A 24,190-nucleotide genomic window follows, 5' to 3' on the forward strand; every position below is an offset into this window, starting at 1 on the left:
TGTCCGTCCTGTCGGCCGGGGCTGCTGGCCGGCGTGTATGAGATGGGGTGAGGGCCGGCCGTCCTGGAGTGCGGTGAGGGCGTCGAGGAGGTCGGTGCGGTCGTGGGCGATCACGGCGGCACGGTGCTCGAACGTGGTACGCGTGGTCGCCAGAGCATGAGCGATGTCGCGGGCATCCACCTCCGGGTGATCGGTGGCGAACGCGTGCAGCTGCGCGGCCTGGTCTGCCAGTGCGCCCGCCGACTTGCCCGAGAGCAGCCACACACACGGCCCCTCGAAAGAGGCCGCCTCCGAAGCCCCAGCGCCAGCCCTAGCAGACGTCGACGTCCCCGCAGGCCCTTCGCTCAGTACCACATGGACGTTGGTCCCGCCCATGCCGAACGAGCTGACACCCGCGATCAGCGGGCTGTCCTCGTCGGGCCACGGCGTGAGTTCCCGCTGTACCCGCAAGTTGAGCTGATCGAGGGGGATCTCCCGGTTCGGCGTCGAGAAGTTGAGGCTCGCGGGGAGTGCCCGGTGCCTGATGCTCAGGGCCGTCTTGAGGAGGCCGACGATGCCCGCGGCGCCTTCGAGGTGGCCGACATTGGTCTTCGCCGAGCCGACCAGGAGAGGGGAGCCCTCCGGCTTCCCGGTGCCCAGGACAGCGCCGAGTGCCGCCGCTTCGATGGGGTCGCCGACCCGGGTGCCCGTGCCGTGCAGCTCGACGTACTGGACCTCCGACGGACGCACCCCGGCCCGCTGGTACGCCAGGCGCAGCGCCTCCTCCTGAGCCTCCTGGGCGGGGACGGTCAGGCCGCTCGTCGTTCCGTCGTTGCCCAGGGAACTGCCGCGGATCACGCAGTGGACGGTGTCGCCGTCGGCGAGTGCGTCCGGCAGCCGCTTGAGGACGACGAGGCCGCCGCCCTCGCCACGGACATAGCCGTTGGCCCGCGCGTCGAAGGTGTAGCAGCGGCCGTCGGGGGACAGGGCGCCGAAGCGGGACGCGCCGACGGTGCTGTCGGGAGCCATGATCAGGTTGACGCCGCCGGCGAGGGCGAGCGTCGCCTCGCCCGCGTGGAGGCTGGCGCAGGCCAGGTGCACGGCGGCCAGAGCGGACGACTGGGCCGAGTCCACGGTCAGGCTCGGCCCGCGCAGGCCCAGCGTGTAGGAGACGCGGTTGGCGATGATGCCCCGGCTCAGGCCGGTCATGGTGTGCGAGGTGATGCCGTCGACGCCGTTGCCGCGGGCCAGCGCCGAGTAGTCGTCGTTCATGGCGCCGACGAAGACTCCGGCGCGGGTCCCGTCCAGGTCCCCGGGGACGATGCGGGCGTCCTCCAGCGCTTCCCAGCTCAGCTCCAGGACGAGCCGCTGCTGGGGGTCCATGGCGACGGCCTCGCGGGGCGAGATCGCGAAGAACCGGGAATCGAAGCCGTCGATATGGTCGAGGAATCCGCCGCGGCGAGGAATTCCGGCGGGTCCGAGAGGACTCTCGGCGGATTCCTCAGGGGATTCCTCAGGTGTGCCCCAGCGGTCGACGGGTATATCGGTGATGGCGTCCCGGCCATCCTTGAGAAGGCTCCAGAAAGCCGAGGGAGTCGTGGCCATGGGAAGGCGGCAGGACATTCCGATGACCGCCACGTCATGATCGTTGTGTTCTGCTGAAGAAATAGCAGTCTGACTCGTCATGACGATTACCGCCCCCATCGTTTAAACCCCGCTGAGTGCTTTTGGCCCTATTGGCCCCTAAAAGGGGCAGGAGCCAATCAGTACTACGTAAACACGGGGTGCTAACGACGGTCTTGATCCACGCTAACGGGCAGGTGTGTGGCGGGCGCGATGGGGGTCGAACCAGGTGATCCCCGACATCCGGGGCGACGTGCGCGCTTCGGATGCTCCGTACAGCTGATGCGAGCTCAAGAAGTGTGTTAGGAGCCTGCGGCATGCTGGCCGCCGAGTGGACCTGCGGCTCCGTGGAGGGCGGTCCGGGGCCGCCGGTCACCGACTGGGCCCACGCTCCTCCGTTGCTCGGCCGGGCTTGATTCCTCGTGCTCGGCATCCGGTCCGTTCGTCCAGATCGCTCGACCGAGATGCGGAGCAAGGCCTTGAGTCAGTTGACCGATGAGAGAGCGCGCGACGGCGGCGGTACGGAGGGGGAGCGGCCGGGCCGGCGACGCTGGCTGGCCGTGGCCGTCCTGTGCGTGTGTGTGCTGGTCCCGTTCATGGACCTGATCGTGGTGAGCGTGTCGCTGACGGCCTTGCAGCGGAATCTGCACGCGTCGAGCGGTCAGTTGCAGTGGATCGTCGCGGTTTACGGCATCACCTCCGCCTCGTTCATGCTGGTGGTGCCGGCGGTGGGCAGCCGGTGGGGCTACCGGCGCACCCTGCTGTGGGGGCTGGTCCTGTTCGGGGTGGCCTCCGCGGCCACGGCCTTCGCGCCCACCGCGGGGACGCTCATCGCGATGCGCGTCGTCATGGCGATCGGCGCCTCGGTGGTGCTGCCGCTGAGCACGGCGTTCATTACCATCCTGTTCCGCGAGAGCGAGCGGGTGAAGGCCATCGGCATCTGGGCGGCGGGTGTCGCGCTGGCGACCCCGCTCGGAGCCGTGGTGGGCGGCGGGCTGGTCGAGTACTTCTGGTGGGGCTGGATCTTCCTGATCAACGTCCTCACGGTGGCCCTCGTGCTGCCGCTCATCTTCTGGGTGCTGCCCCCGGCCCGCGAGGTGCCCCGATCCGGCATCAACGTGGGGAGCGTCGTGCTGCTGGCCGCGGGTGGGCTGCTGCTGGTGTACGGCGCGATCGACGCGGAGAACGGCTGGGGCGCCGCGGCGGTCTGGATGGCGGCGGGCGTCGTGGTCCTCGTCGGGTTCCTGGTCCGTGAGCGGCGCTCGGCCGCGCCGCTCATCGGGCTGGCCCCGTTCCGCAGCCCGCGGTACCTGTGGGCGCAGGCGACCATCGTGGTGGGCGCCTTCTCCCTGACGGCCGCTCTGTTCGTCGTCCCGATGTACCTCCAGACGGTCCTCGGGCTGTCCTCCCTGGCCGTCGGGCTGCACCTGATCCCCTTCGCCCTGCTGGTCGTGGTGGGCTCGCTCGCCGCCAATCGGCTGAGCAAGAAGTTCGGCGCCCGCTGGGTCGTGGTCGGCGGGTCGCTGGTCTTCGGGGCAGGTCTGATGCTGCTCACCCGGGCGACGGTGGACAGCGGGGACGCCCTGGTGACCTTCGCGTTCGGGCTGGCGGGCCTCGGCGGCGGCGTGGCTCAGGCCCCGGCGGTCTCGGCGGCGCTCGGCGCGCTGCCGCCTGCGGTGGCGGCCAATGGCGGTGCCTTCATCAACGCGCTGCGCAACCTGGGCGGCGCGCTCGGTGTCGGCCTGATCGGGACGCTCATCACCCGGGACTACGTGCGGGAGCTGTCCGACTCCACCGCCGGGCTGTCCGCGGCGCGGGCGGACGAGGTGCACGCGTCGGTCGCCAACGTCGCTGATGTGAGCGACGCGGTGGGCGGGCCCGCCGGACAGTCCCTGCAAGACCATGCCTCCCGTGCCTTCGTGCACGGCCTGATCCCCGGGATGGAGATAGCCGCCGTCGTCGTGCTCGTCGTCGCGCTGCTGATGTGCGTGCCGCTGCGGGCGCTGCGTGACAGGCCCACGGGCGACGGTGCACACGGCGCGCCGGAGACCGAGGCGGCGGGCACGCACGCCGGCTGACGCCGGCCGTCGCACCGCCGCCCCGGGGATCACTCGTCGATACCGGCGGTGGCCAGGGCCGTGAGGTCGACCTTCTCGCCCCGGGCCTCGTTGCGGAAGAAGGCGATCGCCGCGATGCCGGCGATCGCCATCAGCACGGCGCTGATCCGGAAGGCGAGCTGGAACCCGTCGGTCAGCGCGGTGTTCGGGCTCTCGCCGGTGCCCAGGAGGTCGCTGGTCTTCGAGGCGGCGACGGTGGAGATGATCGCCAGGCCGAGCGAACCGCCGATGGTGCGGGTCACGTTCACCATGCCGGAGGCGACACCCGTCAGCGCCGACTCGACGCCGTGCACGGCGGCGACCGTGATCGGGATGGAGGCCAGCGCCAGGCCCAGGCTGAGGAAGAGCGACGGGATGATGAAGTTGGCCATGACGCCCTTGTCGGTCGAGATCCCGGAGTACAGGAACAGACCCGCGCTGGCGATGGCGCAGCCGATGACGGTCACCCAGCGCACGCCGAGCTTCGGCAGGAGCGGCGGGACGATGGCGGCGAACACGACGAGCGAGATCGTGCAGGGCAGGTAGAGCACGCCGGTCTTGATCGCCGAGTAGTGCAGGACCTGCTGCATGAACAGGGTGGCCACGTAGAACATGACGAAGAGGCCGGAGGTGGCCAGTGCCTGCACCACGTTGGCGCCGGTCACCGTGCGGTTCTTGAACAGCACGAACGGGACCAGCGGTTCCTTGCTGAAGACGTTCTCGTGGACCACGAAGTAGCCGAGCAGCACGACCGCCGCGATCAGCAGGCCGATGGTGCGGCCGGAGGACCAGGAGTGGGTGCTCGTCTGCACCACGGCGTAGGTGAACACGCTCAGGCCGCAGGTGGAGGTGATCGCGCCGATGACGTCGAAGCGCCGCCGGCGCTGGGTGGGCCTGTCCGGGGACAGGTAGCGCAGCGCTCCGAGGATCATGAGCACGCCGATCGGGATGTTCACGTAGAAGACCCAGCTCCAGCCGGGGCCGGCGACGAACAGGCCGCCGATGATGAGGCCGAGCGAACCGCTCACGGCGGCGACGGCGCCCCAGATGGCCACGGCCTTGTTGCGGGCCGGCCCCTGCGGGAAGATCTGCGTCAGCATCGCGAGCGTCATCGGCGCGATGAAGCCCGCGGCCAGACCCTGGAGGGCGCGGGTGCCCACCAGCATCCCGGCGTTCTGCGACAGGCCGCAGGCGAGTGACGCGACGGTGAACAGGGAGAGCCCGCCGATCATGACCCGCCGGCGGCCGAGCAGGTCGCCCGAGCGGCCGCCCAGCAGCAGGAACCCGCCGAACAGCACGGTGTAGGCGTTGACGACCCACTGGAGATCGGCCTCGGAGAAGTGGAGGCTCGTCTTGATGGTCGGGAGAGCCACATTGACCACGGTGACGTCGATGGCTTCCAGCATCTGCGCGGCACAGAGCACGAGCAACGCCATGACGTGCCGGTTCGTCCAGACGAACTCGCTGTCCTGACCGGGTGGCGACTCCGGCCCCAGATCGGGGCTGAGTGGGGTCTTGCTCACCATGGTGGGCTCTCCATTCATTGAACACGCGTTGATTCAACGACCATAGAACGAAATCGTGAGCTCGGTCAACGGCTGTAAAATCAAGGCATGGCGAACGATCCCGCACGAGTGACACGTGCTCAGAAGCGCTGGCAGACCGAGTCGCGCATCCTGGCCGCGGCTCGGGAGGGCTTCGCGCGCTCCGGCTACGAACGCACCACCATCAGGGCCGTCGCGGAGTCCGCGCGGGTGGACCCCGGCCTGGTCATGCACTACTTCAACTCGAAGGAAGAGCTCTTCCTGAAGGCCACCGCCGTCTCCGGCGACGAGACGGTGAGCGGCACGTCGGCCGACGTCGCCGAGGCCCTGCTCGCCTCGCTCGCCGACCGGCTGGTGACCGAGCCGACGGCCTCGCTGGCCCTGCTGCGCTCGATGCTCACCCACGAGCAGGCCAAGGAGGGGGTGCGCCGGGTGACGGCCGGGCAACTGGAGCAGATCAGCCGGTCCATCGACAGCGACGACGCGGAGCTGCGCGGAAGCCTGCTCAGCGCCACCATCCTCGGGATCATCCTGGGCCGGCACCTGCTGGAGCTGGACGGGCTCAAGGACGCCCCGCCGCACCAGATCATCGAACTGCTGCAGCCCGTCGTCCGCGGACTGGCCGCCGCCGAGAGGAATCCCGAGAACCCTCAGGACTCCGCAGGCCCCGGGGCCACCGGGAACTCCGGGGCCACCGAGAACCCCGCGAGCTGAGGACACCTCGCCCGGTCCGTCCCGTCCGAGGCGGTGGTAAGGCGCGCCCTAGGACGGTGCAAGGGCGGCTGGGTAGCGTTCACATCGCCCTGGTCATGGGGTTCCGGTGCTGCCTCGGTAGCGGGTGCCGTCGGCGGCCGGGGCGTGGCCGGCACGGCGTGGACGCCGGACGGCCGTACCTCTGGAACCAACCTGATCCCCAGGGCGCGCTCTCTCGGCACGTGACAGGGCGCGGCGTCGTCGCCTCCGGCGGCCGGAGCGTCCCGGACGCTCCGAAGGAGTCTGTATGCCCATCACCGTCGCCGTCGTGGGGACCGGTCCGGTCGGCCTGATGCTCGCCGGCGAGCTGAGGCTGGCCGGCGTGGAGAGTGTGGTGCTCGACCGGCTTGAGGAGCCGAGCGGGCAGTCGCGCGCCCTGGGGTTCAACGCGCGCACCGCCGAACTCCTGCACCAGCGCGGCCTGCTGGAGCGCTTCCTGGAGGAGGGCAGGCCAGTGCCCGTCAGCCACTTCGCCGGGCTGCCGATGGACCTGACGAAGCTGGACAGCCGGCACAAGTACACGCTGTCCATCCCGCAGTTCAAGGTGGAGCGGCTGCTGGAGGAGCATGCGGTCGAGTCGGGCATCGAGATCCGGCGCGGACACGAGGTCGTCGGCCTCCGGCAGGACGACGAGGGCGTCGTCGTGAGCGTCGTCGCCGGCGGCGAGAGCTACGAGCTGCAGTGCGCCTACCTGGTGGGTTGCGACGGCGGCGGCAGCACGGTGCGCGGGCTGGCCGGGATCGGCTTCCCCGGCACCGGGCCCCGGGTGCACGGCATCCTGGGCGACGTGGAGTCGATCGAGACGACCGTGGAGTACCGGACGCCGCTGAGCTACCCCGGCGGCATCTTCGGCGTGGCCCCGATCGAGCCCTCGGGCTTCCGGGTGACGACCGTCGAGTACGACGTGCAGCCCCCGGACCGGGACACCCCGACCCTGGACGAGCTGCGTGAGTCCATCCGCCGGGTCACGGGGGAGGAGGTCGAGCTGGGCCAGGCGCGCTGGCTGTCGCGGTTCAGCGACTCGGCCAGGCTCGCGGAGCGCTACCGGGCGGGCCGGGTCCTGCTCGCCGGCGACGCGGCGCACATCCACTACCCGCAGAGCGGCCAGGGGATGAGCCTGGGCATCGCGGACGCGGCGAACCTCGGCTGGAAGCTCGCGGCGGTCGTCAACGGCCGGGCACCCGACAGCCTCCTGGACACCTACCACACCGAGCGGCACCCGGCCGGCCGCTCGGTCCTGACCAACACCGAGGCCCAGAAGGCCATGACGTTCCCGGCGGAGTGGGTGCGCGACCTGCGCTCCCTCTTCCAGGAGCTGATGGCCTACGACGACGTGCACCGCCACATCATGGAAGAGGTCACCGGCGTGGGCGTGCGGTACGCCATGCCGGGCGGGGAGCTCGCGGGCACGGGCGCCCGGACGTCGCTGCCGGGGCGCCGGATGCCCGACCTCGACCTCGTCACCGTGGACGGGGAGCCGGTAACGGTCGCCGAACTGCTGCGCGGCGGGCGGGGTCTGCTGCTGACCCTGTCAGACGGCGTGATGCTGCCCGCCGCTGCCCAGGGGTGGGCGGACCGCGTCGACCTCGTCACCGCGAAGCCGGTCGAGCCGGCGCCCGCGGCGGCCGTGCTGATCCGCCCCGACGGCCATGTGGCGTGGGCCGGTGACGGAGCGGACGCCGAGCGGCTGCTGGAGTCGCTGGCCACCTGGTTCGGAGCCGCCCGCGCGTAGCGCGACCCGGGCCTGAACACGGAACGGGCACCCTGCGGACCGAAGTTCGCTGGGTGCCCGTCCGCCGTTGTTCAGCGGACCTGGTGCCTGAGCGGCGGCTGCTGACCGAGCGGCGGCCGGTGCCTCAGCCCCGGATCGTCGGCCGAGGCCCGAGGCGCGGGACTCAGCCGCAGAGAATGAAGCCCAGCTTGAACAGCGTGGGGTTGGTGACGTCGTTGAAGAACTCGAAGCCACGCTTGCCCTTGTAACGGCCGCTTGTGCCGACCGCGGGAACGAGCTGCCACTTGTGCTCGAGCGTCGAGGTCAGGTCGTAGTTGCCCTCGGCGTGGATCGAGCCGTCGTTGAGCTTGAAGTGCTCGACACCGTGGACCAGGAAGTGCCCGTTGGGCGCCTGGGCGTACACGTCGGTGGTGCCGTCGCGCTGCTCGCCGATGACTTCGCTGTCAGCGTTGTAGACGCGCATCGAGTAGACGCCGTGCTGCCCGATCTGCGGCTTCGTCGGGTCGGGACCGGCACCGGTCACGGTGCCCTTGATGAACTGCTCGGTCAGGCCGGTCATGACCACACAGCCGTGCTTCGAGCCGCGCACGGACTTGATGAGGGAGTTCAGGGACGGCGCGTGGGACGTGCCGGCCGACGCCTTCGAAGCGGTGGACTGGGCGGACGCCGAGTTGTCGGCCGAGGCCACGCCGACGGTGAGGGTGCTCGCGAGGAGCGAGACCGCCGCTATAGTGAGGATGCGCGGCTTTTTTGCCCTGAGGCGCATATTCGGCCCTTCTTTCCCATAGTTCTGATGCTTTCACGCCCATACTCGCGACCCCCTCTAAACGGCTACTAATCTGCGTCTGGTTTTTGGCTTGGTTCGCTGTTTCGATCCGAGAGAAGGCCGTCCACCAGGCACTCTGCCGCGGCTGGGGCGGCGAATGGAGGCGCCCGCAAGGCGCGATGCGTCGGATTTTTAGGATGCGCTCCGAGTATGGGAGCATGCCATCCTCTGAGATCCGCATCCTTTCGGTGGGAACCGCACTCCCGGGCGATCCTGTCGACACCGCGATGCTCGCGAAGGCGTTCCGAATGGATGCGCTGTGGCAGCAATGGGTCGACACGTTCATCGAGACGCGGACCCGCCACCTGGCCACTGACCTCGACACCGGCGAGCAGTACTGCACGCTCGCCGACCTGGCGACGTCCGCCGCCGAACGGGCGCTGGCCGCCTCCGGTACCGCCGTGGAGGACGTCGACCTGGTCGTCATGGGCACCGCCATGCCGGACATGCTGATGCCGGCCACCGTCAACGTCGTGGCCGACCGGCTCGGTGTGAACAACATACCGACGTACCAGCTCCAGTCCGGGTGCTCGGGCGCCATCCAGGCCCTCGAACTCGCCCACGACCTCCTGAGCACCGGCCGCTACCGCACCGCGCTGGTCATCGGGGGCGAAGTCACCGCCAAGCACTTCGACCTCAAGCGGGACCTGCGGGCGCTGCCACCCGGCCAGTTGGTCAACCTGGTCCTCTTCGGCGACGGCGCGGGGGCCGCCGTGCTGAGCCGCGACGCGGACTCCGGGTCCGCGGCGATCCGGCGGGTGTTCACCCGGCTCACCGGACTGAACCGGGAGTCGGGCCAGTCGCTGGAGTGGTACGGCGCCGCGGACCGCGGCGGCGAGCGCAACCCGGCGAGCGAGAACTACAAGATGATCGAGGACTCCGTCCCCGGCATGGCCGTCGAGATCCTGGAGGAACTCCTCGACGACCTCGGCTGGAAGCGGGCCGACATCGACTACCTGCTGCCGCCACAGCTCTCCGGCCGCATGACGCCGCGCATCGTGGAGCGCCTGGCGGTGCCGGGGGCGGAGGAGGTCTCCGTCGTCGACGTGACGGGCAACACCGGCAACTCGCTGCCCTTCCTCCAACTGGAGAAGGCGTTCGCCGACATGGCGCCGGGGGAGCGTGGCCTGTGCGTGGCGGTCGAGTCCAGTAAGTGGATCAAGGCCGGCCTCGTCTTCGAGCGGATCTGACACCAGCGTTTCTTTGCCTTCCCGATACGCCGGATGGTTATTGTTGTCGGGTGACAAATAGTTCCGGAGAGGCTACGGCGACATGGCGTTGTCGGTTTCTAGTGGGTCTGTTTAGTTACCGGTGAAATTAAAGATCGGCGGTTCCACCGAGGCTCCTCTTGGCTTCCTGTTCGTAACTGACGCCTAAGCGGGTCAAAAGACGCACTGGAGAAGATTATGCGTTACGAAATTTTGGGATCTTTTTGCGTCGTCGTCGACGAGGAGCGTGCGCTGCTCGAGTCGCGCAAGCTGGAGATCCTGCTCGCCGTGCTGCTGATCCGTGCTGACCACGTGGTCAACTACCGTTCCCTGATGACGGAGTTGTGGGACGTGGAGCCGCCGACGCGGGCTGCCGCCGGCATCCACGTCAACATTTCCCGACTCCGTAAGTTCCTCAAGCAGCGCAAGTGGGCCGGCGGGCAGATCATCACCAGGTCCCCCGGGTACATGCTGCAACTGGGGGCCGACGAGGTGGACGCCCGCAACTTCGACAAGATGGTCAACTCCGGACGGGAGCAGCTGCACCGACAGGAATATGCCGAGGCCTCGTCGGTACTGAGATCCGCCCTCGGTCTGTGGCACGGTTCCTCACCCTTCGGCGGGCTGCAGGGCGGCCCCATTCTGGCCGGTTATTCCCGGCGGATGGAAGAGTCCCGGCTCGAATGCCTGGAGATGATAGTCGAGGCGGAACTCGCGCTCGGCCGGCACCGTGAACTCGTCAGCGAGCTGTACGCGCTGAGCACCGAGCACCCGCTCCAGGAGACGTTCTACCGGCAGCTGATGCTGGCGCTCTACCGGTCGCACCGGCAGGCCGACGCCCTCGCCACCTTCCACAGCGCCCGCCAGGTGATCAACGCCCACCTCGGCCTTGAGCCCTGCCAGGCCCTGCGCGACCTCCACCACGCCATCCTCATGGAGGACCGGCGCCTCGATCCGCTGTCCGACCCGGCCGGACTGGCCGCGGCCACCCGATGACCTCGGCGCTCACCGCCCCGACCCGCAGGACACCGCTGGTCGGCCGATGCTCCCGACCCCGAAGGATGTCATGAACAACGTCGAGGAACTCAAGCAGTTCGCGGTGTCGCACGCCCGCGCCCAGCGCGTCCCCGAGGAGCGCACCGGCGCGGTACTGACCCGCATCACGCACGACGGGGAAGGCCCCGGGTCCTGGACCGCCGAATGGTCGGCCGCCGCGGCGGAGTCCGAACGCCAGGGCAGACTCCAGGAGGCATGCAGCCTCTACTACATAGCGCGGTTCCCGTTCGTCGACGGGCCGGGCCGGGCAGCCGCGCTGACCCGCAGCCAGGAGGCCTTCGCGCAGTGGGTCCGTGAGTCCGGCGCCGCCCTGCAACCCCTGGACCTCGAACTCCCCGAGGGCCGCGTCCAGTGCTACACCAACGGCCTGCCGATCCACGGCAACCGACCCTGCGTGATCCTCATGGGCGGGATCGTCAGCACCAAGGAGCAGTACGCGCCGATCCTGCTGAGGCTGGCGAAGCTGGGCCTGAGCGGTATCGCCACCGAGATGCCCGGCACCGGCTCCAACACCGTGCCCTACGGCCCCGACAGCTGGCGGATGCTGAGCGGCATCATCGACGCCGTCGAGGACCGGCTGGGCGGGTCCCGCGTCTATGCCATGGCTCTCAGCTTCAGCGGCCACATGGCCCTGCGCTGCGCCCTCGAAGACCCCCGGATCAGCGGCGTCGTCACCATGAGCACCCCCGTCAGCTGCTTCTACTCCGACCCCGACTGGCAGCGCGCCCTGCCCGCCGTCACCGTCGACACCCTCGCGCACATGGCAGGCACCCCCTCCGGCAAGGTCGGCCACCACATGCGTGACTGGGGCCTGACCGAGCATCAGCTCCAGGCCCTCGAAGCCCCCGTCGCCTACGTGTCGAGCCGCCGCGACGAGATCATCCCCGTCGCCGACACCGACCTGCTGCGCCAGAACGTCCGCCGGCTCACCGTGCTCGACATCGACGACGTGCACGCCGCGCCGGCCTTCCTCGACATGTCCGGCCCCTGGCTCACCCTCTCCCTGCTGCGCATGCACGGCGGCAGCCTGCCCCAGCGGGCGGCTCTGCGCTCCGTCATCTCCCTGGCCGGGCTCCGGCACCGGCTGGCCGGCCACGGAGACGTGAGCGTCCACCGGAACACCGGGAACTGAGCGTTCACCACTCATCTCGTACGTGAGGACCATGACCGATGGCCGACGAACAAGAACTGACCGACGCCCTTCGGTGGATGGCGGCCGACCTGCATCGGTCTCGCCGGCAGCTCGCCGAGGCCGAGTCGAAGGCACACGAGCCGATCGCCATCGTGGGAATGGCGTGCCGCTACCCGGGCGGCGTACGCAGCCCCGAGGACCTCTGGGAACTCGTCGCCACCGGGCGGGACGGCACGGGAGACTTCCCGGTCAACCGTGAGTGGGACATCGACCGGCTCTACGACCCCGACCCCGACGCGAGCGGCACCTGCACCACCCGCCGCGGCGGATTCCTCCACGACGCCGACCAGTTCGACGCCGCGGCCTTCGGCCTGAGCCCCCGGGAGGCAACGGCCATGGACCCGCAGCAGCGGCTGCTCCTGGAGGCCGCGTGGGAGGCGTGCGAGCGGGCCCGCATCGACCCCGCCGCCCTCCGCGGCAGCGACACCGGCGTCTTCGCCGGCGTCCTCTACAACGACTACGCCACCCGGCTGCGGCAGATCCCGCCGGAGTACGAGGGGTTCGTCGCCAACGGCAGCACCGGCAGCGTCGCGTCCGGCCGGATCGCCTACACCCTGGGCCTGGAGGGCCCCGCCGTGTCCGTCGACACCGCCTGCTCCGCATCCCTGGTCGCCATTCACCTGGCCTGCCGGGCGCTGCGCAGCGGCGAGGTCTCCCTCGCCCTGTCCGGCGGGGTCACCGTGATGTCGACCCCGCGCATGTTCATCGAGTTCAGCCGCCAGCGCGGCCTGTCCCCCGACGGCCGCTGCAAGTCCTACGCAGCCTCGGCCGACGGCACCGGCTTCGGCGAGGGAGTCGGGCTGCTGGTCCTGGAACGCCTCTCCGACGCCGTCCGCAACGGCCGCCGGGTCCTGGCCGTCCTCCGCGGCTCCGCCACCAATCAGGACGGCGCGAGCAACGGACTGACCGCGCCCAGCGGACCGGCCCAGCAGCGCGTCATCAAGCGCGCGCTCGCCGACGCCCGGCTCGAACCCGGCGACGTCGACGCGGTGGAGGGCCACGGCACCGGAACCCTGCTCGGTGACCCCATCGAGGCCCAGGCCCTGCTGGCCACCTACGGCCGCCGGCGCCAGGGCGCCCCGCTCTACCTCGGCTCCGTCAAGTCGAACATCGGGCACACCCAGGGTGCCGCGGGCGTGGCCGGCATCATCAAGATGGTCATGGCGATGCGGCACCGCACCCTGCCCCCCACCCTCTTCGCCGAGAAGCCCACCGCACAGGTCGACTGGACCGCGGGTGCCGTCTCCCTGCTCACCGAGGCGATGCCCTGGCCGGGCACCGGACGGCCGATGCGCGCCGGCGTCTCCGCCTTCGGCCTCAGCGGCACCAACGCCCACGTCATCCTCGAAGAGGCCCCGACCGAGCCGACGCCCGTGGCCGGCGGTGACGGCGAGCCCGCCGCCCACTCCCCGGTCCTGCCGTTCGTCGTCTCGGCCCGCGACGGCGAGACGCTGCGGGCCCGCGCCGTCCACCTCCGCGACCTGGTGCGCGCCCGGACCTCCCTCGACCTGGAGTCCCTCGCCCGCTCGCTGACCACGACGCGCTCGCTGCTCGACGAGCGCGCCGCCGTGATCGCCGCGGACCGCGACGAACTGCTGCGGGGACTCGACGCCCTCGGCCGCGACGAGCCGGCGGCCGGTCTGCTCACGGTGTCCGGCCGCTCCGGCAAGTCGGCAGCCGCCGGCCTGACCGCCTTCATGTTCACCGGGCAGGGCAGCCAGCGGCTCGCCATGGGCGCGCGGCTGTACCGGTACTTCCCGGTGTTCGCCCGGCACTTCGACGCCGCGTGTGCGCTCCTCGACGCCCGCCTCGACCGCCCGCTGCGCGACGTGGTCTTCGCCGAGCCCGGCAACGCCGCCACCGCGGAACTCGACCGTACCCTCTACACACAGCCGGCCCTGTTCGCCTTCGAGACCGCGCTGTTCCGGCTCTACGAGAGCTGGGGCATGGTCCCCGACTACCTGATCGGCCACTCGATAGGCGAGCTGGCCGCCGTGCACGCCGCGGGGGTGCTCGGCCTGGAGGACGCCTGCGCCCTGGTCGCGGCGCGCGCCCGCGCCATGCAGGACATGCCGGCCGGCGGCGCGATGGTCTCGGTGCGCGCCCCCGAGCCGGAGGTCCTGGAGTTCCTGGCCGGGCACGGGGAACGGGTGGGCGTCGCGGCCGTCAACGGACCCGCGTCCGTGGTGGTCTCCGGAGACCGGGAGGCCGTCCTCGACATCAGACGGCACCTGCGCGAGGCCGGCCACAAGACCAAGCAACTGCGGGTGAGCCACGCCTTCCACTCGCCGCACATGGACGGCGCGCTCACCGCCATCACCGAACTGGCCGCCACCCTCACCCACCGGCCGCCGGCGATCCCGGTGATCTCCAACCTGACCGGCGAGGTGGCCTCCTTCGAGGAACTGCGCGCGCCGCGCTACTGGGCCGACCACGTGCGCCGGGCCGTCCGCTTCGACGATGGCATCCGCCACCTGGACGGCCTGGGCGTCACCTCCTACGTGGAGGTCGGGCCCGCGCCGGTGCTCGCCTCGCTCGTCCCCGACTGCCTGGCCGACCGGCGCTCGGGCGCGCAGGCCACGGTGATCCCGTCACTGCGCGAGGGCCGGCCGGAGGAACGGGCGGTGATCGACACGCTCACCCTCGCCCACCTCAAGGGCCTGGCCGCCGATGTCTCCCGGCTGGTGCCCGACGCGGCCCTGATCGACCTGCCGACCTACCCCTTCCAGCGGCGGCGCTACTGGCTCGACGCCGGCGACGCCGCGGGCACGGCCGGCGGCACCGGTGCGGCCGACGGCGAGCACGACTTCTGGTCCGTGGTGAACGGGCAGGACGCCGGCCGGCTGGCCGCGGTGCTCGGCGTCGGGGAAGCGGAGCACGAAGCGCTCGCCGCGGTGCTCCCGGCGCTGTCGGCGTGGCACCGGCAGGGCTCCTGGCGCTACCGGATCGGCTGGGAGCCGCTGCCCGACCGGGTCGCCCCGCTGCGGGGCCGGTGGCTCGTGGCGGCGGCGGACGGCGCCCGCGAGGACGCCGCCGTGGCCGCCGCGCTCACCGACTCCGGCGCCCGGGTGGCACGGGTGCCGCTGGACGCCGTGCGCGACGGCCACGACGAGGCGATGAGCCGTCTGCGCACCGTGCTCGACGCGGAGCCCGCCGTGGACGGCGTGCTCGTGCTGCTCACCGCACCGCATGGCCCGCACGAGACGCCCCGCGACCTCACGGCGTTCCTGTCCGTGCTCGCGGAGGCGGAGATCCGGGCCCCGCTGTGGGTGGCCGCCGACGGAGCACGCCTCGGCCACACGGACGCCCACACCCTGGGCGCCGGCCACGCCGGACCGGGCGGCATCGGCGTCATCGAACTGCCGCGGACCACGGACCACCGCACCTGGAAGACGGTCGCGACGGTCCTCGCGGCCCAGCCGGCCAGGGAGCGCGTCCGCGTCCGCGAGGCCACCGCGTCCGTTCGCCGCTTGGCCCGCGCCCCGCTGGGCCAGGGCCCGCGCACCGGCGGGTGGCAGCCGGCCGGCTCCGTGCTCGTCGTCGGCGGCACCGAGGGCCTGGGCGCGCACGCGGCCCGCTGGGTGGCCCGGGGCGGCGCGTCCCACCTGGTGCTCACCGGCGCCCGGCCGGGCGACCCCGCGAGCGCCGCCCTGGAGGCCGAACTCGTCGCGCTGGGCGCGCGGGTCACCCTGCTGGAGGGCGGCCTGTCCGCACCCGGCGCCGCCGCGCGGATCGAGGCCGCCGTACCCGACGGAGTGGCCCTCACCGCCGTCGTCCACGCCACTGCCGACCCCGCCCCCGCGGACCTGGAGAGCGCGGAGGCGTTCGCCCGCGCGCGCGACCTCGACGCGTTCGTGCTCTTCACTCCGTTCGCCGACGTCTTCACCGGCGCGGCCCGCACCGCGGCCGTCGCCGACCTGGTCGCCCGGCGCCGCGCAGCGGGGGAGGCCGTGCTCGCCGTGGCATGGGGGCCATGGGACGAAGGGGACGCGGGCGACGCGGCCGTCGCGGCGGGCCTCGGCCTGCGCCCGGTCGCGCCCGGCCTCGCGGTCTCCGTGCTGAGCGATGCGGTGACGACCCAGGAACCGTTCCTGGTGGTCGCCGACGTCGAGTGGGAGCGCTTCGCCAAGGCCACCGCGGACCGGGCCGACCCCCTGTTCTCCCGCCTGCCCGAAGTCGTGGCGGCGCTGGCGGACACGGCGGACGGGCCCGGCTTCTCCACGGATGTCCTGCACCGGCTCGCGGAGACCGACGGCGCCGAGACCGAGGCCCTCCTCGTCGACCTGCTGTGCCGGCACGCCGGCGCCGTACTGGGCCACACGGCCGAGGACACCGTCGACCCGGACACCAGCCTCCTGGACCTCGGGTTCTCCTCGCTCACCCTGCTCGAACTCACCAACCGGCTGCGCGAGGCGACCGGCATCGGGATATCCGCCACGGTCGTCCTCGACCATCCGACGCCCAACGGGCTCGCCCGCCACCTCGCGGACGAACTGGCCCGCGCGGGCGCACCCGAGGCGGCCGGGGCCCGGCCGTAGACAGCGATGAGGGAGGCCGGCTCCGCCACTCGAATGGCGGAGCCGGCCTCCCTCGTGTGTGCGTCGGGCCGACTGCGGTGCACTACTCGTGCACGGAGATGGCGCCGGCCGGGCAGAGGTAGGCCGCGTCGGCGGCGGCCTCCCGCTCCTCTTCCGGGACATCGGGCCGCACCAGGACGACCAGGCCCTCGTCGTCCTGGTCGAAGACCAGCGGTGAACGCAGCACACACTGCCCGGCTCCCTGACACAGGTCCCGGTCGACGGTGACGTTGAAGGACACGCCGCTCTCCCGCCCCTACCAGGCGACGGGGAGCGAGGTGAGCGTCTGCACGCCTCCGGCGGCGGACATCTCCAGCTCCTCGGCCGGCACGGCCAGACGCAGTCCGGGCAGCCGCTCGAAGAGCGTCCGCAGGGACACCTCGAGCACCAGCCGCGACATGTTCTGCCCGATGCAGTTGTGGACGCCGTGCCCGAACGCCAGGTGGTTGCGGACGGACCGGCCGACATCGAGGACGTCGGGGTCCTCGAACGCCGCCGCGTCCCGGTTGACCAGGCTGTTCGGGATGATGATGCCCTCGCCGGCACGGATGGCCAGGCCGTCGATCTCGATGTCCTCCGCGGCGACGCGCCGGGTGCCCAGGTCGGCGACCGACGTGAAGCGCAGCAGTTCCTCCAGCGCGCCGGTCCACAGCTCCCGGTCGGTTTGGAGCCGGGCCAGCTGGTCCGGGTTCTCCAGCAGGGTGAGGACGGTGCTGGACAGCGTCGAGGAGGTCGTCTCCTGGGCGGCGACCAGCAGCACGAGGGCCATGGAGACCAGCTCGCCGTGCTCCAGCGTGCCGCCCGCGACGCGCTCGGACGCCAGCAGGCCCAGCAGCCCGGGGCCGGGCTCGCGCTCCTGCTCCGTGACGAGCTTGTCGAGGTAGCCGTAGATCTGCCCGATGGACTGCTTGAACTCGTCCGCGCTCAGGGTGCCGCGGTCCTGGGTGATGCGCTGGGTCAGGGCCTGGAAGAACTCGTGGTCGTCGTAGGGGACGTCGAGCAACCGGCAGATGACCATCGAGGGGACGTGCACGGCGAACCGGCTGACCAGATCCGCCGGCGCGCCCTGCTCGATCATCGCGCCGAGGCGGCTGTCTACCGTCTCCTGCACCTGCGGGCGCAACTCCTGGATGCGCCGCACGGTGAAGGCCGGGATGAGCATCCGGCGGTGCACGTCGTGGTCGGGGCCGTCCATCTCGGTGAGGCTGCGGAACGGCCGAGCCGCCCGCTCGGCGGGGCTGATCGCGGGGAACCCCGGGCGGGTCCGCTCCGAGGAGAGCCGCGGGTCGCTCAGCAGCCGGCGGGCCAGGGAGTGCTGCGTCACCACCCATGCCTCGCCCCCGTCGAACAGGGCCACACGCTGGAGGGGCAGCCCCTCGGCACGCATCCGCGCGTAGCCGTCCGGGAGCTGGTGCGGGCACTTGCGGGGGATCGGGAAGGAGGGAATCGCGGGGGATTCGGCCCCGGCGATCGTCGTGCTGTCCGTCATCTGTCGTTCTCTCCCAGCTGATGGGCCGTTGCGGTGGCGTCGCGTCCGGGGGCCCGCCGCCGGAGCGTGGTGAAGGTGGAGAGGCGTTCCCGCAACGCCGCGACGACGTCGTCCGCCTTGCCGTTCAGGAAGAAGTGGTCGCCGCCGAAGACGAGCAGCTCGAAGCCGCCGGCGGGGGCGTGCTCCTGCCACGCCGCCGCCTCCTCCAGGGACGTCCTGGGGTCCGCGTCGCCGGTGAGCGCGGTCACCGGGCAGCGGACGGCCGCGCCAGGACCGTGCCGGTAGGTCTCGGCGGCCCGGTAGTCGCTCCGCAGCGCGGGCAGGACGAGACTCCGCGTCTCCGGATCGGCGAGGACCTGCGGGTTCGTGCCGCCCAGCGCCATCACCTCGGCGATCAGCGCGTCGTCGCTCAGGCGATGGACGGACTCGGCCCGGTGGCACGTGGGCGAGCGGCGGCCGGACACGAACAGGTGCACCGGACCGTCCCCGCCGGCGGCTGCGAAGTGCCGTGCGACCTCGTACGCCACCATGGCGCCCAGGCTGTGCCCGAAGAGGGCGAACGGCCGGTCGTCCCAGTCCCGCAGAGCCAGCGCGCCGAGCCTGGCGAGTTCCTGGACGCTGTCCACACACGGTTCGCGGTAACGGTCCTGGCGCCCCGGATACTGGGCCGCCAGCACCTCCACCTTCGGTGCGAGCGCCTGCGCCACCGGGTGGAAGTAGCCGGCCGAGCCGCCGGCGTGTGGAAAGCACACGAGACGCACGGTGGCATCCTCCGACGGGGCGTACCGTCGGAACCAGAGCTGCCCCGGTGAGGACATGTCGTTCATGGTCGCCGAAGAACCCTTCACAGTCGTTGCGGGAACAGCTCCCCTACGTTTCCGGCGATCACTGTAGGGATGGTCCCTTTCAGGGAGCTTGAGGCCGTAGGCCGTGGCGGGCGACGCCCTCGGTGAAGGTGACGTCCTTGGTCCAGTGGAGAGTGTTCTCGATGCGACTCGAGAGAGTCGCGGGCCGAGCAGGCGCCCGGCGGCTACTCGCTGTCGGCGGGACGCGGGGCAAGGCTGGTCGACCACTTCTCCTCGATGTGGCCGTACCGCCAGACGAGCAGGGCGATGAGCCAGGAGGCGAAGAAGAGGCCGACGATGCCGTAGCCGGCGTAGTCGAGGTTGATGTCCGCGATCGCGGCGAGCGGTCCCGAGGTGATGTTCGCCTGGTCGGTGAGCACGCCGATCAGCTCGATGGTGCCGATGATCAGGGCCACCGCCACCGAGATGGTGGTGATGGTGATGTTGTAGAACACCTTGCGCACCGGCTTGGCGAACGCCCAGCCGTAGGCGGCGTTCATGAAGACGCCGTCGATGGTGTCCATCAGGCACATGCCCGCGGCGAACAGGATCGGCAGGACGAGGATCGAGTAGAACGGCAGGCTGAAGGCGGCCGCTCCGCCGGCCAGGACGAGGAGGCCCACCTCGGTGGCGGTGTCGAAGCCCAGGCCGAACAGGACGCCCACGGGGTAGATGTGCCACGCCTTGCGCACGGACTTGGTGAGGCCGCCGAGGAAGCGGTTCATCAGACCGCGCTTGTTCAGCTGGTCCTCCAGCTCCTGCTCGTCGAAGTGGCCCTGCCGCATCCTGCGGAAGATCTTGATGATGCCGACGAGGACGGCGAGGTTGAGGATGCCGAGGATCCAGAGGAACACGCCGGAGACCGAGGCGCCGATGATGCCCGTCGCGGAGTGCAGGCCCGAGTTGTCGTTCTCGACCTGCCCGACGAGCGCCTTCACGCCGACGGAGAGCAGGAACGAGAGCGCGAAGACGATCGTGGAGTGACCGAGGGAGAACCAGAAGCCGACCGACAGCGGCCTGCGCTCCAGCGCCTGTCCGCGCGCCTCGCGCTCGGCGTTGTCGCTCATGAGCTTGCGTGTCGTGTTGTCGACGGCGGCGATGTGGTCGGCGTCGAAGGCATGGCGCAGGCCGAACGTGTAGGCGAGGATGCCCACGCCGATGTTGAAGACCGGGTGATCGCCGCCCAGGTGGTAGTGCTTCGGCACGACCAGGCCGAACAGCACCCCGAACCCCGCGAGGTGCAGCAGGACGATGAATCCCACCATACCGACGAGGGACCGCCGGTCGTACGGCGTCAGTGAGCGCCGGAACGCCCCCAGGCGTTCACCCAGTGATGGCGGTGCTGCTATGTCGGCACTCACGGAGTCTCTCCCGAGGTAGGTGTACCAGCGCAAACAGCGTGACGTTAATCCTCCGGGCGACCTTGTCGCAAGTCAGTTGCAACAAGAAGCTGTCCCTGTGAACCGCTATTCGCAGTTGCTGCTAGCATGCAGTTGCATAGAATGTGCAGTAAGGACGACGGAGGGCTCGCTCAGCCATGGCCATCTACACGCTTCCGGAACTTCCGTACGACTACACGGCGCTCGAGCCGGTCATCGACCCGCAGATCGTGGAGCTGCACCACGACAAGCACCACGCCGCCTACGTCAAGGGTGCCAACGACACCCTGGAGCAGCTCGAAGAGGCGCGGGACAAGGGCTCGTGGGGATCGATCAACGGCCTGGAGAAGAACCTCGCGTTCCATCTCTCCGGCCACATCCTGCACTCGATCTACTGGCACAACATGACCGGCGACGGTGGCGGCGAGCCTCTCGCGGCGGACGGCGTGGGCGAGCTCGGCGACGCGATCGCGGAGTCCTTCGGCTCGTTCGCCGGGTTCAGGGCGCAGTTGACGAAGGCGGCGGCGACCACGCAGGGCTCGGGCTGGGGCGTCCTGGCCTACGAGCCCGTCAGCGGCCGTCTGATCGTGGAGCAGATCTACGACCACCAGGGCAACGTCGGGCAGGGCTCCGTGCCGATCCTGGTCTTCGATGCCTGGGAGCACGCCTTCTACCTGCAGTACAAGAACCAGAAGGTCGACTTCATCGAGGCGATGTGGAACGTCGTCAACTGGCAGGACGTGGCCAAGCGCTACACGGCTGCCAAGGAGCGCGTCGGCACGCTGCTTCTCGCCCCCTGACCAGGGCTGTTGTTCGCTCTTCTGCCCGCGGGGGCGCGCGCTCGGGCCGTTACCCGGCCGCGGCGTCGCGCGCCCGCTGGTAGTGGCGGCGCGCCTTCATGCGGTTGCCGCAGACGGCCATCGAGCACCAGCGTGCCTTGTTCGGCTTGCTGCGGTCGATGAGGAACAGCCGGCACTCCGGGTTGGCGCACGGCCGCAGCCGGCCGGGCATGGACTGCCGCAGCGTGTTCCACGCCAGCACGGCCTCCACCGCCAGCCGGTCCCCGGAGGGGACGTCGAGTTCCCAGGACAGGCCCTCGCCGGTGACGGCCGGGCGCGCGGCCACGCCCTCCAGGAGCGGGGCCAGCGCGGTGGCGGGCCGGCTGCCGCGCACCACTTGCTGGAGGGCGTCCCGCGCACGCACCAGGCAGCGGCGCTCCTCGGCGCTCCCGCTGCCGCCGTGCGCCCGCTGCCAGGACCTGGCCTCCCCGGGATTCGCCAGCGAGTCCGCGACCACGCCGCCCGACACGGGCGTGCTGTTGAGGAGGTCGAGCAGGAGATCCTGCTGTCCCCGATCGGCCACCACCGCGCTCCTAACCGTAAGCATCTGCTTGACAGGTTACATGAACATGCCCCCCGCAGGTGGCGACCTCCAGCCACCGCGTCACACCAGCGGCTCGCCGCCGTCGACGGCCAGTGAGACGCCGGTCAGGAAGGTACTGGTCATGGCGAAGAGGACGGCCTCGGCGACATCCTGCGCCGTGCCGATGCGACGGGCCGGGTTGCGCGCCGAGCGGTCGGCGAACAGCGCCGCCTTCTTCTCCTCACCCAGGGCGTCGTACGCACCCGTGTCGATGGTGCCGGGGGAGACGGCGTTCACCCGGACCGGCGCCAGTTCGACGGCGAGGGCCTTCGCCACCACGTCGGCAGCGCCGTTGGTGGCCGCCACCGCCAGCATTCCCGGCGTCGGCCTGGTCGCCGACGAGCCGGAGAAGAGGGTGAACGAGCCGCCCGCCCTGAAGCGGTCCTTGAAGTGCTTTGCGAGGAGGATCGGGCCGATCACCTTCGTGTCGAAGGAAATGCGTACGGTCTCCTGGTCGAGCGCGTCCACCGTGCCCCTCGCCCGCGCGGACGCCGTCGAGACGATGTGGTCGATCTCGCCGAGACGGCCGGCCAGTTCGGCGATCGACCGTTCGTCGGTGAGGTCGACGGTCTCCGCCCTGACGCCGGTGCCGGTGTAGGCGCTCGCGAGGCTGTCCCGGTCGCGCCCGGCGACGACGAGCCGGGCGCCGGCGTCGCGGGCCGCCAGTGTGGCGGCCCGGGCGATTCCGCTCCCGCGGCCGATGACCAGTACCGTCTTGCCTTCGAGCCTCGCCGTTACGGTGTTCTCGCTCATCGCCCGGCTCCGATCTCGTGCACTGCTTCCACGATCACGTCACTCACCAGCTTCGCCGCGGTGACGAGCGGCGCGTGGTCCGTGTCCCCGGACCGCACGGCAGCATGCATACGGCCTGCCATGAACCGCTGAGCGGCCGGCGCGATCATGCGATCGCGTTCCGCCAGGACGTACCACGCCGGCCTCGTCCGCCAGGCCGGCGCTCCCACCGCGGTGGTGATGCTGCCGATCGCGATCGGCCGCTGCACGGCCGCCAGAACAGCGAGCTCCTCCGGCGGCGCGTCCTGCGCGAACGCGTTGCCGAAGGCCGCGTCCGGCAACCACACCAGGCCGTCGGCGTCGGGCTTGAGGTCGGGCGCCTGGGGGTGCGGCGGCTCGCGATAGAAGACGTCCGCCACCGTCTCGCCCTCGTCCGGGGCCAGGGCCGCCACGTGGACGAGTCCGCTGACCTTCTCCGGTGCGACGGAGCCGATGACCGCCCCGGCGTAGGCGTGCCCGACGAGCAGGGCCGGTGCCCCGACGCGTTCCAGCGTCCTGTCCAGGGCTGTCACGTCGTCGGCGAGTGAGGTCAGAGGGAGAGGCGCCGCGGTGGCCTTGACCCCTCGCTCGCGGAGCGAGCGGATGACCCGGCTCCAGCTCGACCCGTCCGCCCATGCGCCGTGTGCCAGCACTACCGGAACCGTGCGGGCTGTCTCGTTGATGCTCATGTCGTCTTCCCCGTTCTTGTCATCATCGGGCGAGCCTGCGGTCCAGGAACCCGGTGATGAGGCCGGCCGCTTCGTCGAGCGCGCTCTCCAGGAGGAAGTGGCCGCCTTCCAGCAGGTGGATCTCCGCATCGGGCAGGTCGCGGCCGAACGCCTCGGCGCCCGCCGGGCCGAAGATGGCGTCGCCCTTGCCCCAGACCGCCAGCAGCGGCGGCTGCGTCTCGCGGAAGTACGCGTGCAGCGCCGGGTACTGCGGGGAGTTGGTCGCGTAGTCGCGGAACAGCTTGAGCTGGATCTCGTCGTTCCCGGGCCTGGAGATCAGCTGGAAGTCGTGGTGCCAGGTGTCCGGGCTCACCAGGGTCTCGTCCGGAACGCCGGTGAGGTACTGCCACTTGGTGGCGTCGAGGCTGAGCGCCGTGCGGATGGCCCCCTCGGTCTCGGGGGTCTGCTCGCGCTGGTAGTCCCAGACCGTCTTCCAGAAGGATTCGACGAAGCCGTCGTCGTAGCCGTTGCCGCTCTGGGTGACGATAGCGGTGATCGAGCCGGGTTCCGCCACGGCCAGGCGCCAGCCGATCGGCGCGCCGTAGTCCTGCACGTAGAGGGCGTAGCGGTCGACGCCGAGCTGCCGGAGCAGTCCCTTCGTCAGGTCGCTCAGCGCGTCGAAGGTGTAGTCGAACTCCGTGGCCGCCGGGGCGTCGGAGAACCCGAAGCCGAGGTGGTCGGGTGCGATGACGTGGTAGCGCTGCGCGAGTACGGGGATCAGGTTGCGGAACATGAACGAGCTGGTCGGGAAGCCGTGCAGGAGCACGATGGCCGGGGCGCCGGCGTCTCCGGCCTCGCGGTAGAAGATCCGCTGGCCCCGCACGGTCGCGTACCGGTGGTGTACGGCAGTCATGGCTAACCCCTTTGAGTTCGTTTACTGGTTACAGCTAACCACCACGGAGCCAACCTTTCAACCCGGCCAGAGGGGTTAGTTGTTCGTGGGTGTGTTCGGGTACCACGAGGCCCGGGC

At 70.8% G+C, this 24,190-nt stretch carries 18 protein-coding genes and 1 pseudogene; 8 read left to right on the top strand and 11 right to left on the bottom strand.

The window, feature by feature from the left end:
- The coding region (locus IH48_RS33370; protein WP_267885315.1) for a type I polyketide synthase at nt 1–1,665 on the bottom strand (1,665 nt) is incomplete at its 3' end.
- A gap of 425 nt (nt 1,666–2,090) precedes the next feature.
- On the opposite strand from IH48_RS33370, the gene IH48_RS0116245 reads away from it, so the two are divergent.
- Nucleotides 2,091–3,680 (top strand): MFS transporter, encoded by a 1,590-nt coding sequence (locus IH48_RS0116245; protein WP_158710308.1) that lies wholly within the window; start codon nt 2,091–2,093, stop codon nt 3,678–3,680.
- Between the two features lie 29 nt (nt 3,681–3,709).
- Here IH48_RS0116245 and IH48_RS0116250 read toward each other — a convergent pair whose 3' ends face one another.
- A complete protein-coding gene (locus IH48_RS0116250; RefSeq protein ID WP_051839909.1) occupies nt 3,710–5,224 on the bottom strand; it encodes an MFS transporter in 1,515 nt (504 codons plus the stop codon).
- An 87-nt stretch (nt 5,225–5,311) separates the two neighbouring features.
- Between IH48_RS0116250 and IH48_RS0116255 the strand changes: the two genes are divergently transcribed.
- Together IH48_RS0116255 and IH48_RS0116260 are read left to right on the top strand one after the other, a co-directional pair.
- On the top strand, nt 5,312–5,956 hold the full coding sequence (locus IH48_RS0116255; protein ID WP_078849780.1) for a TetR/AcrR family transcriptional regulator: 645 nt from the start codon (nt 5,312–5,314) through the stop codon (nt 5,954–5,956).
- A gap of 286 nt (nt 5,957–6,242) precedes the next feature.
- Nucleotides 6,243–7,727 (top strand): FAD-dependent monooxygenase, encoded by a 1,485-nt coding sequence (locus tag IH48_RS0116260; protein WP_030904229.1) that lies wholly within the window; start codon nt 6,243–6,245, stop codon nt 7,725–7,727.
- 163 nt (nt 7,728–7,890) lie between these two features.
- Here the strand turns inward: IH48_RS0116260 and IH48_RS0116265 are convergent, their stop codons facing one another.
- Nucleotides 7,891–8,493, bottom strand: a complete 603-nt coding sequence (locus IH48_RS0116265; RefSeq protein ID WP_158710309.1) for an allene oxide cyclase barrel-like domain-containing protein — start codon at nt 8,491–8,493, stop codon at nt 7,891–7,893.
- Between the two features lie 218 nt (nt 8,494–8,711).
- On the opposite strand from IH48_RS0116265, the gene IH48_RS0116275 reads away from it, so the two are divergent.
- From IH48_RS0116275 to IH48_RS0116290, 4 genes and pseudogenes are all read left to right on the top strand, one after another.
- Nucleotides 8,712–9,743, top strand: a complete 1,032-nt coding sequence (locus IH48_RS0116275) for a 3-oxoacyl-ACP synthase III family protein (protein ID WP_030904235.1) — start codon at nt 8,712–8,714, stop codon at nt 9,741–9,743.
- A 216-nt stretch (nt 9,744–9,959) separates the two neighbouring features.
- Nucleotides 9,960–10,757: an AfsR/SARP family transcriptional regulator gene (locus IH48_RS0116280; protein WP_030904237.1), complete on the top strand. Its 798-nt coding sequence runs from the start codon at nt 9,960–9,962 to the stop codon at nt 10,755–10,757.
- Nucleotides 10,758–10,827: 70 nt separating this feature from the next.
- Complete coding sequence (locus IH48_RS0116285) at nt 10,828–11,949, top strand: alpha/beta fold hydrolase (RefSeq protein WP_107059313.1); 1,122 nt, start codon at nt 10,828–10,830, stop codon at nt 11,947–11,949.
- 77 nt (nt 11,950–12,026) lie between these two features.
- Nucleotides 12,027–16,547 (top strand): annotated as a pseudogene (locus IH48_RS0116290) (type I polyketide synthase); the annotation flags it as partial.
- A gap of 82 nt (nt 16,548–16,629) precedes the next feature.
- Here IH48_RS0116290 and IH48_RS0116295 read toward each other — a convergent pair.
- The 4 genes from IH48_RS0116295 to IH48_RS0116310 all read right to left on the bottom strand — a co-directional run bounded on the left by IH48_RS0116295 (nt 16,630) and on the right by IH48_RS0116310 (nt 20,185).
- Entirely contained in the window at nt 16,630–16,827 is a 198-nt protein-coding gene (locus tag IH48_RS0116295) for a ferredoxin (RefSeq protein WP_030904243.1), read from the bottom strand.
- Nucleotides 16,828–16,842: 15 nt separating this feature from the next.
- Nucleotides 16,843–18,075, bottom strand: a complete 1,233-nt coding sequence (locus tag IH48_RS0116300) for a cytochrome P450 (protein WP_030904245.1) — start codon at nt 18,073–18,075, stop codon at nt 16,843–16,845.
- A complete protein-coding gene (locus tag IH48_RS0116305; protein WP_324604310.1) occupies nt 18,072–18,827 on the bottom strand; it encodes a thioesterase II family protein in 756 nt (251 codons plus the stop codon). The genes IH48_RS0116300 and IH48_RS0116305 overlap by 4 nt, the downstream gene beginning before the upstream one ends.
- A gap of 278 nt (nt 18,828–19,105) precedes the next feature.
- Nucleotides 19,106–20,185 (bottom strand): HoxN/HupN/NixA family nickel/cobalt transporter, encoded by a 1,080-nt coding sequence (locus IH48_RS0116310; protein WP_078849782.1) that lies wholly within the window; start codon nt 20,183–20,185, stop codon nt 19,106–19,108.
- Between the two features lie 272 nt (nt 20,186–20,457).
- On the opposite strand from IH48_RS0116310, the gene IH48_RS0116315 reads away from it, so the two are divergent.
- Entirely contained in the window at nt 20,458–21,099 is a 642-nt protein-coding gene (locus tag IH48_RS0116315; protein WP_030904252.1) for a superoxide dismutase, read from the top strand.
- Between the two features lie 49 nt (nt 21,100–21,148).
- On the opposite strand, the gene IH48_RS0116320 is transcribed toward IH48_RS0116315, so the two are convergent.
- From IH48_RS0116320 to IH48_RS0116335, 4 genes are read right to left on the bottom strand one after another with little or no spacing between them, the layout of a single operon-like run.
- Nucleotides 21,149–21,685 (bottom strand): CGNR zinc finger domain-containing protein, encoded by a 537-nt coding sequence (locus IH48_RS0116320; RefSeq protein ID WP_051839914.1) that lies wholly within the window; start codon nt 21,683–21,685, stop codon nt 21,149–21,151.
- A gap of 57 nt (nt 21,686–21,742) precedes the next feature.
- Nucleotides 21,743–22,474, bottom strand: coding sequence for an SDR family oxidoreductase (locus IH48_RS0116325; protein WP_030904256.1), 732 nt, complete (start codon nt 22,472–22,474; stop codon nt 21,743–21,745).
- Complete coding sequence (locus tag IH48_RS0116330) at nt 22,471–23,181, bottom strand: alpha/beta fold hydrolase (protein ID WP_030904258.1); 711 nt, start codon at nt 23,179–23,181, stop codon at nt 22,471–22,473. Before IH48_RS0116330 ends, IH48_RS0116325 begins: the two co-directional genes overlap by 4 nt.
- A gap of 22 nt (nt 23,182–23,203) precedes the next feature.
- Nucleotides 23,204–24,073, bottom strand: a complete 870-nt coding sequence (locus tag IH48_RS0116335) for an alpha/beta fold hydrolase (protein WP_030904260.1) — start codon at nt 24,071–24,073, stop codon at nt 23,204–23,206.
- Between the last annotated feature and the right edge of the window lie 117 nt (nt 24,074–24,190).

Origin of the sequence: Streptomyces sp. NRRL F-5126 (genome assembly GCF_000721265.1) — a bacterium.
GTDB lineage: Bacteria > Actinomycetota > Actinomycetes > Streptomycetales > Streptomycetaceae > Streptomyces.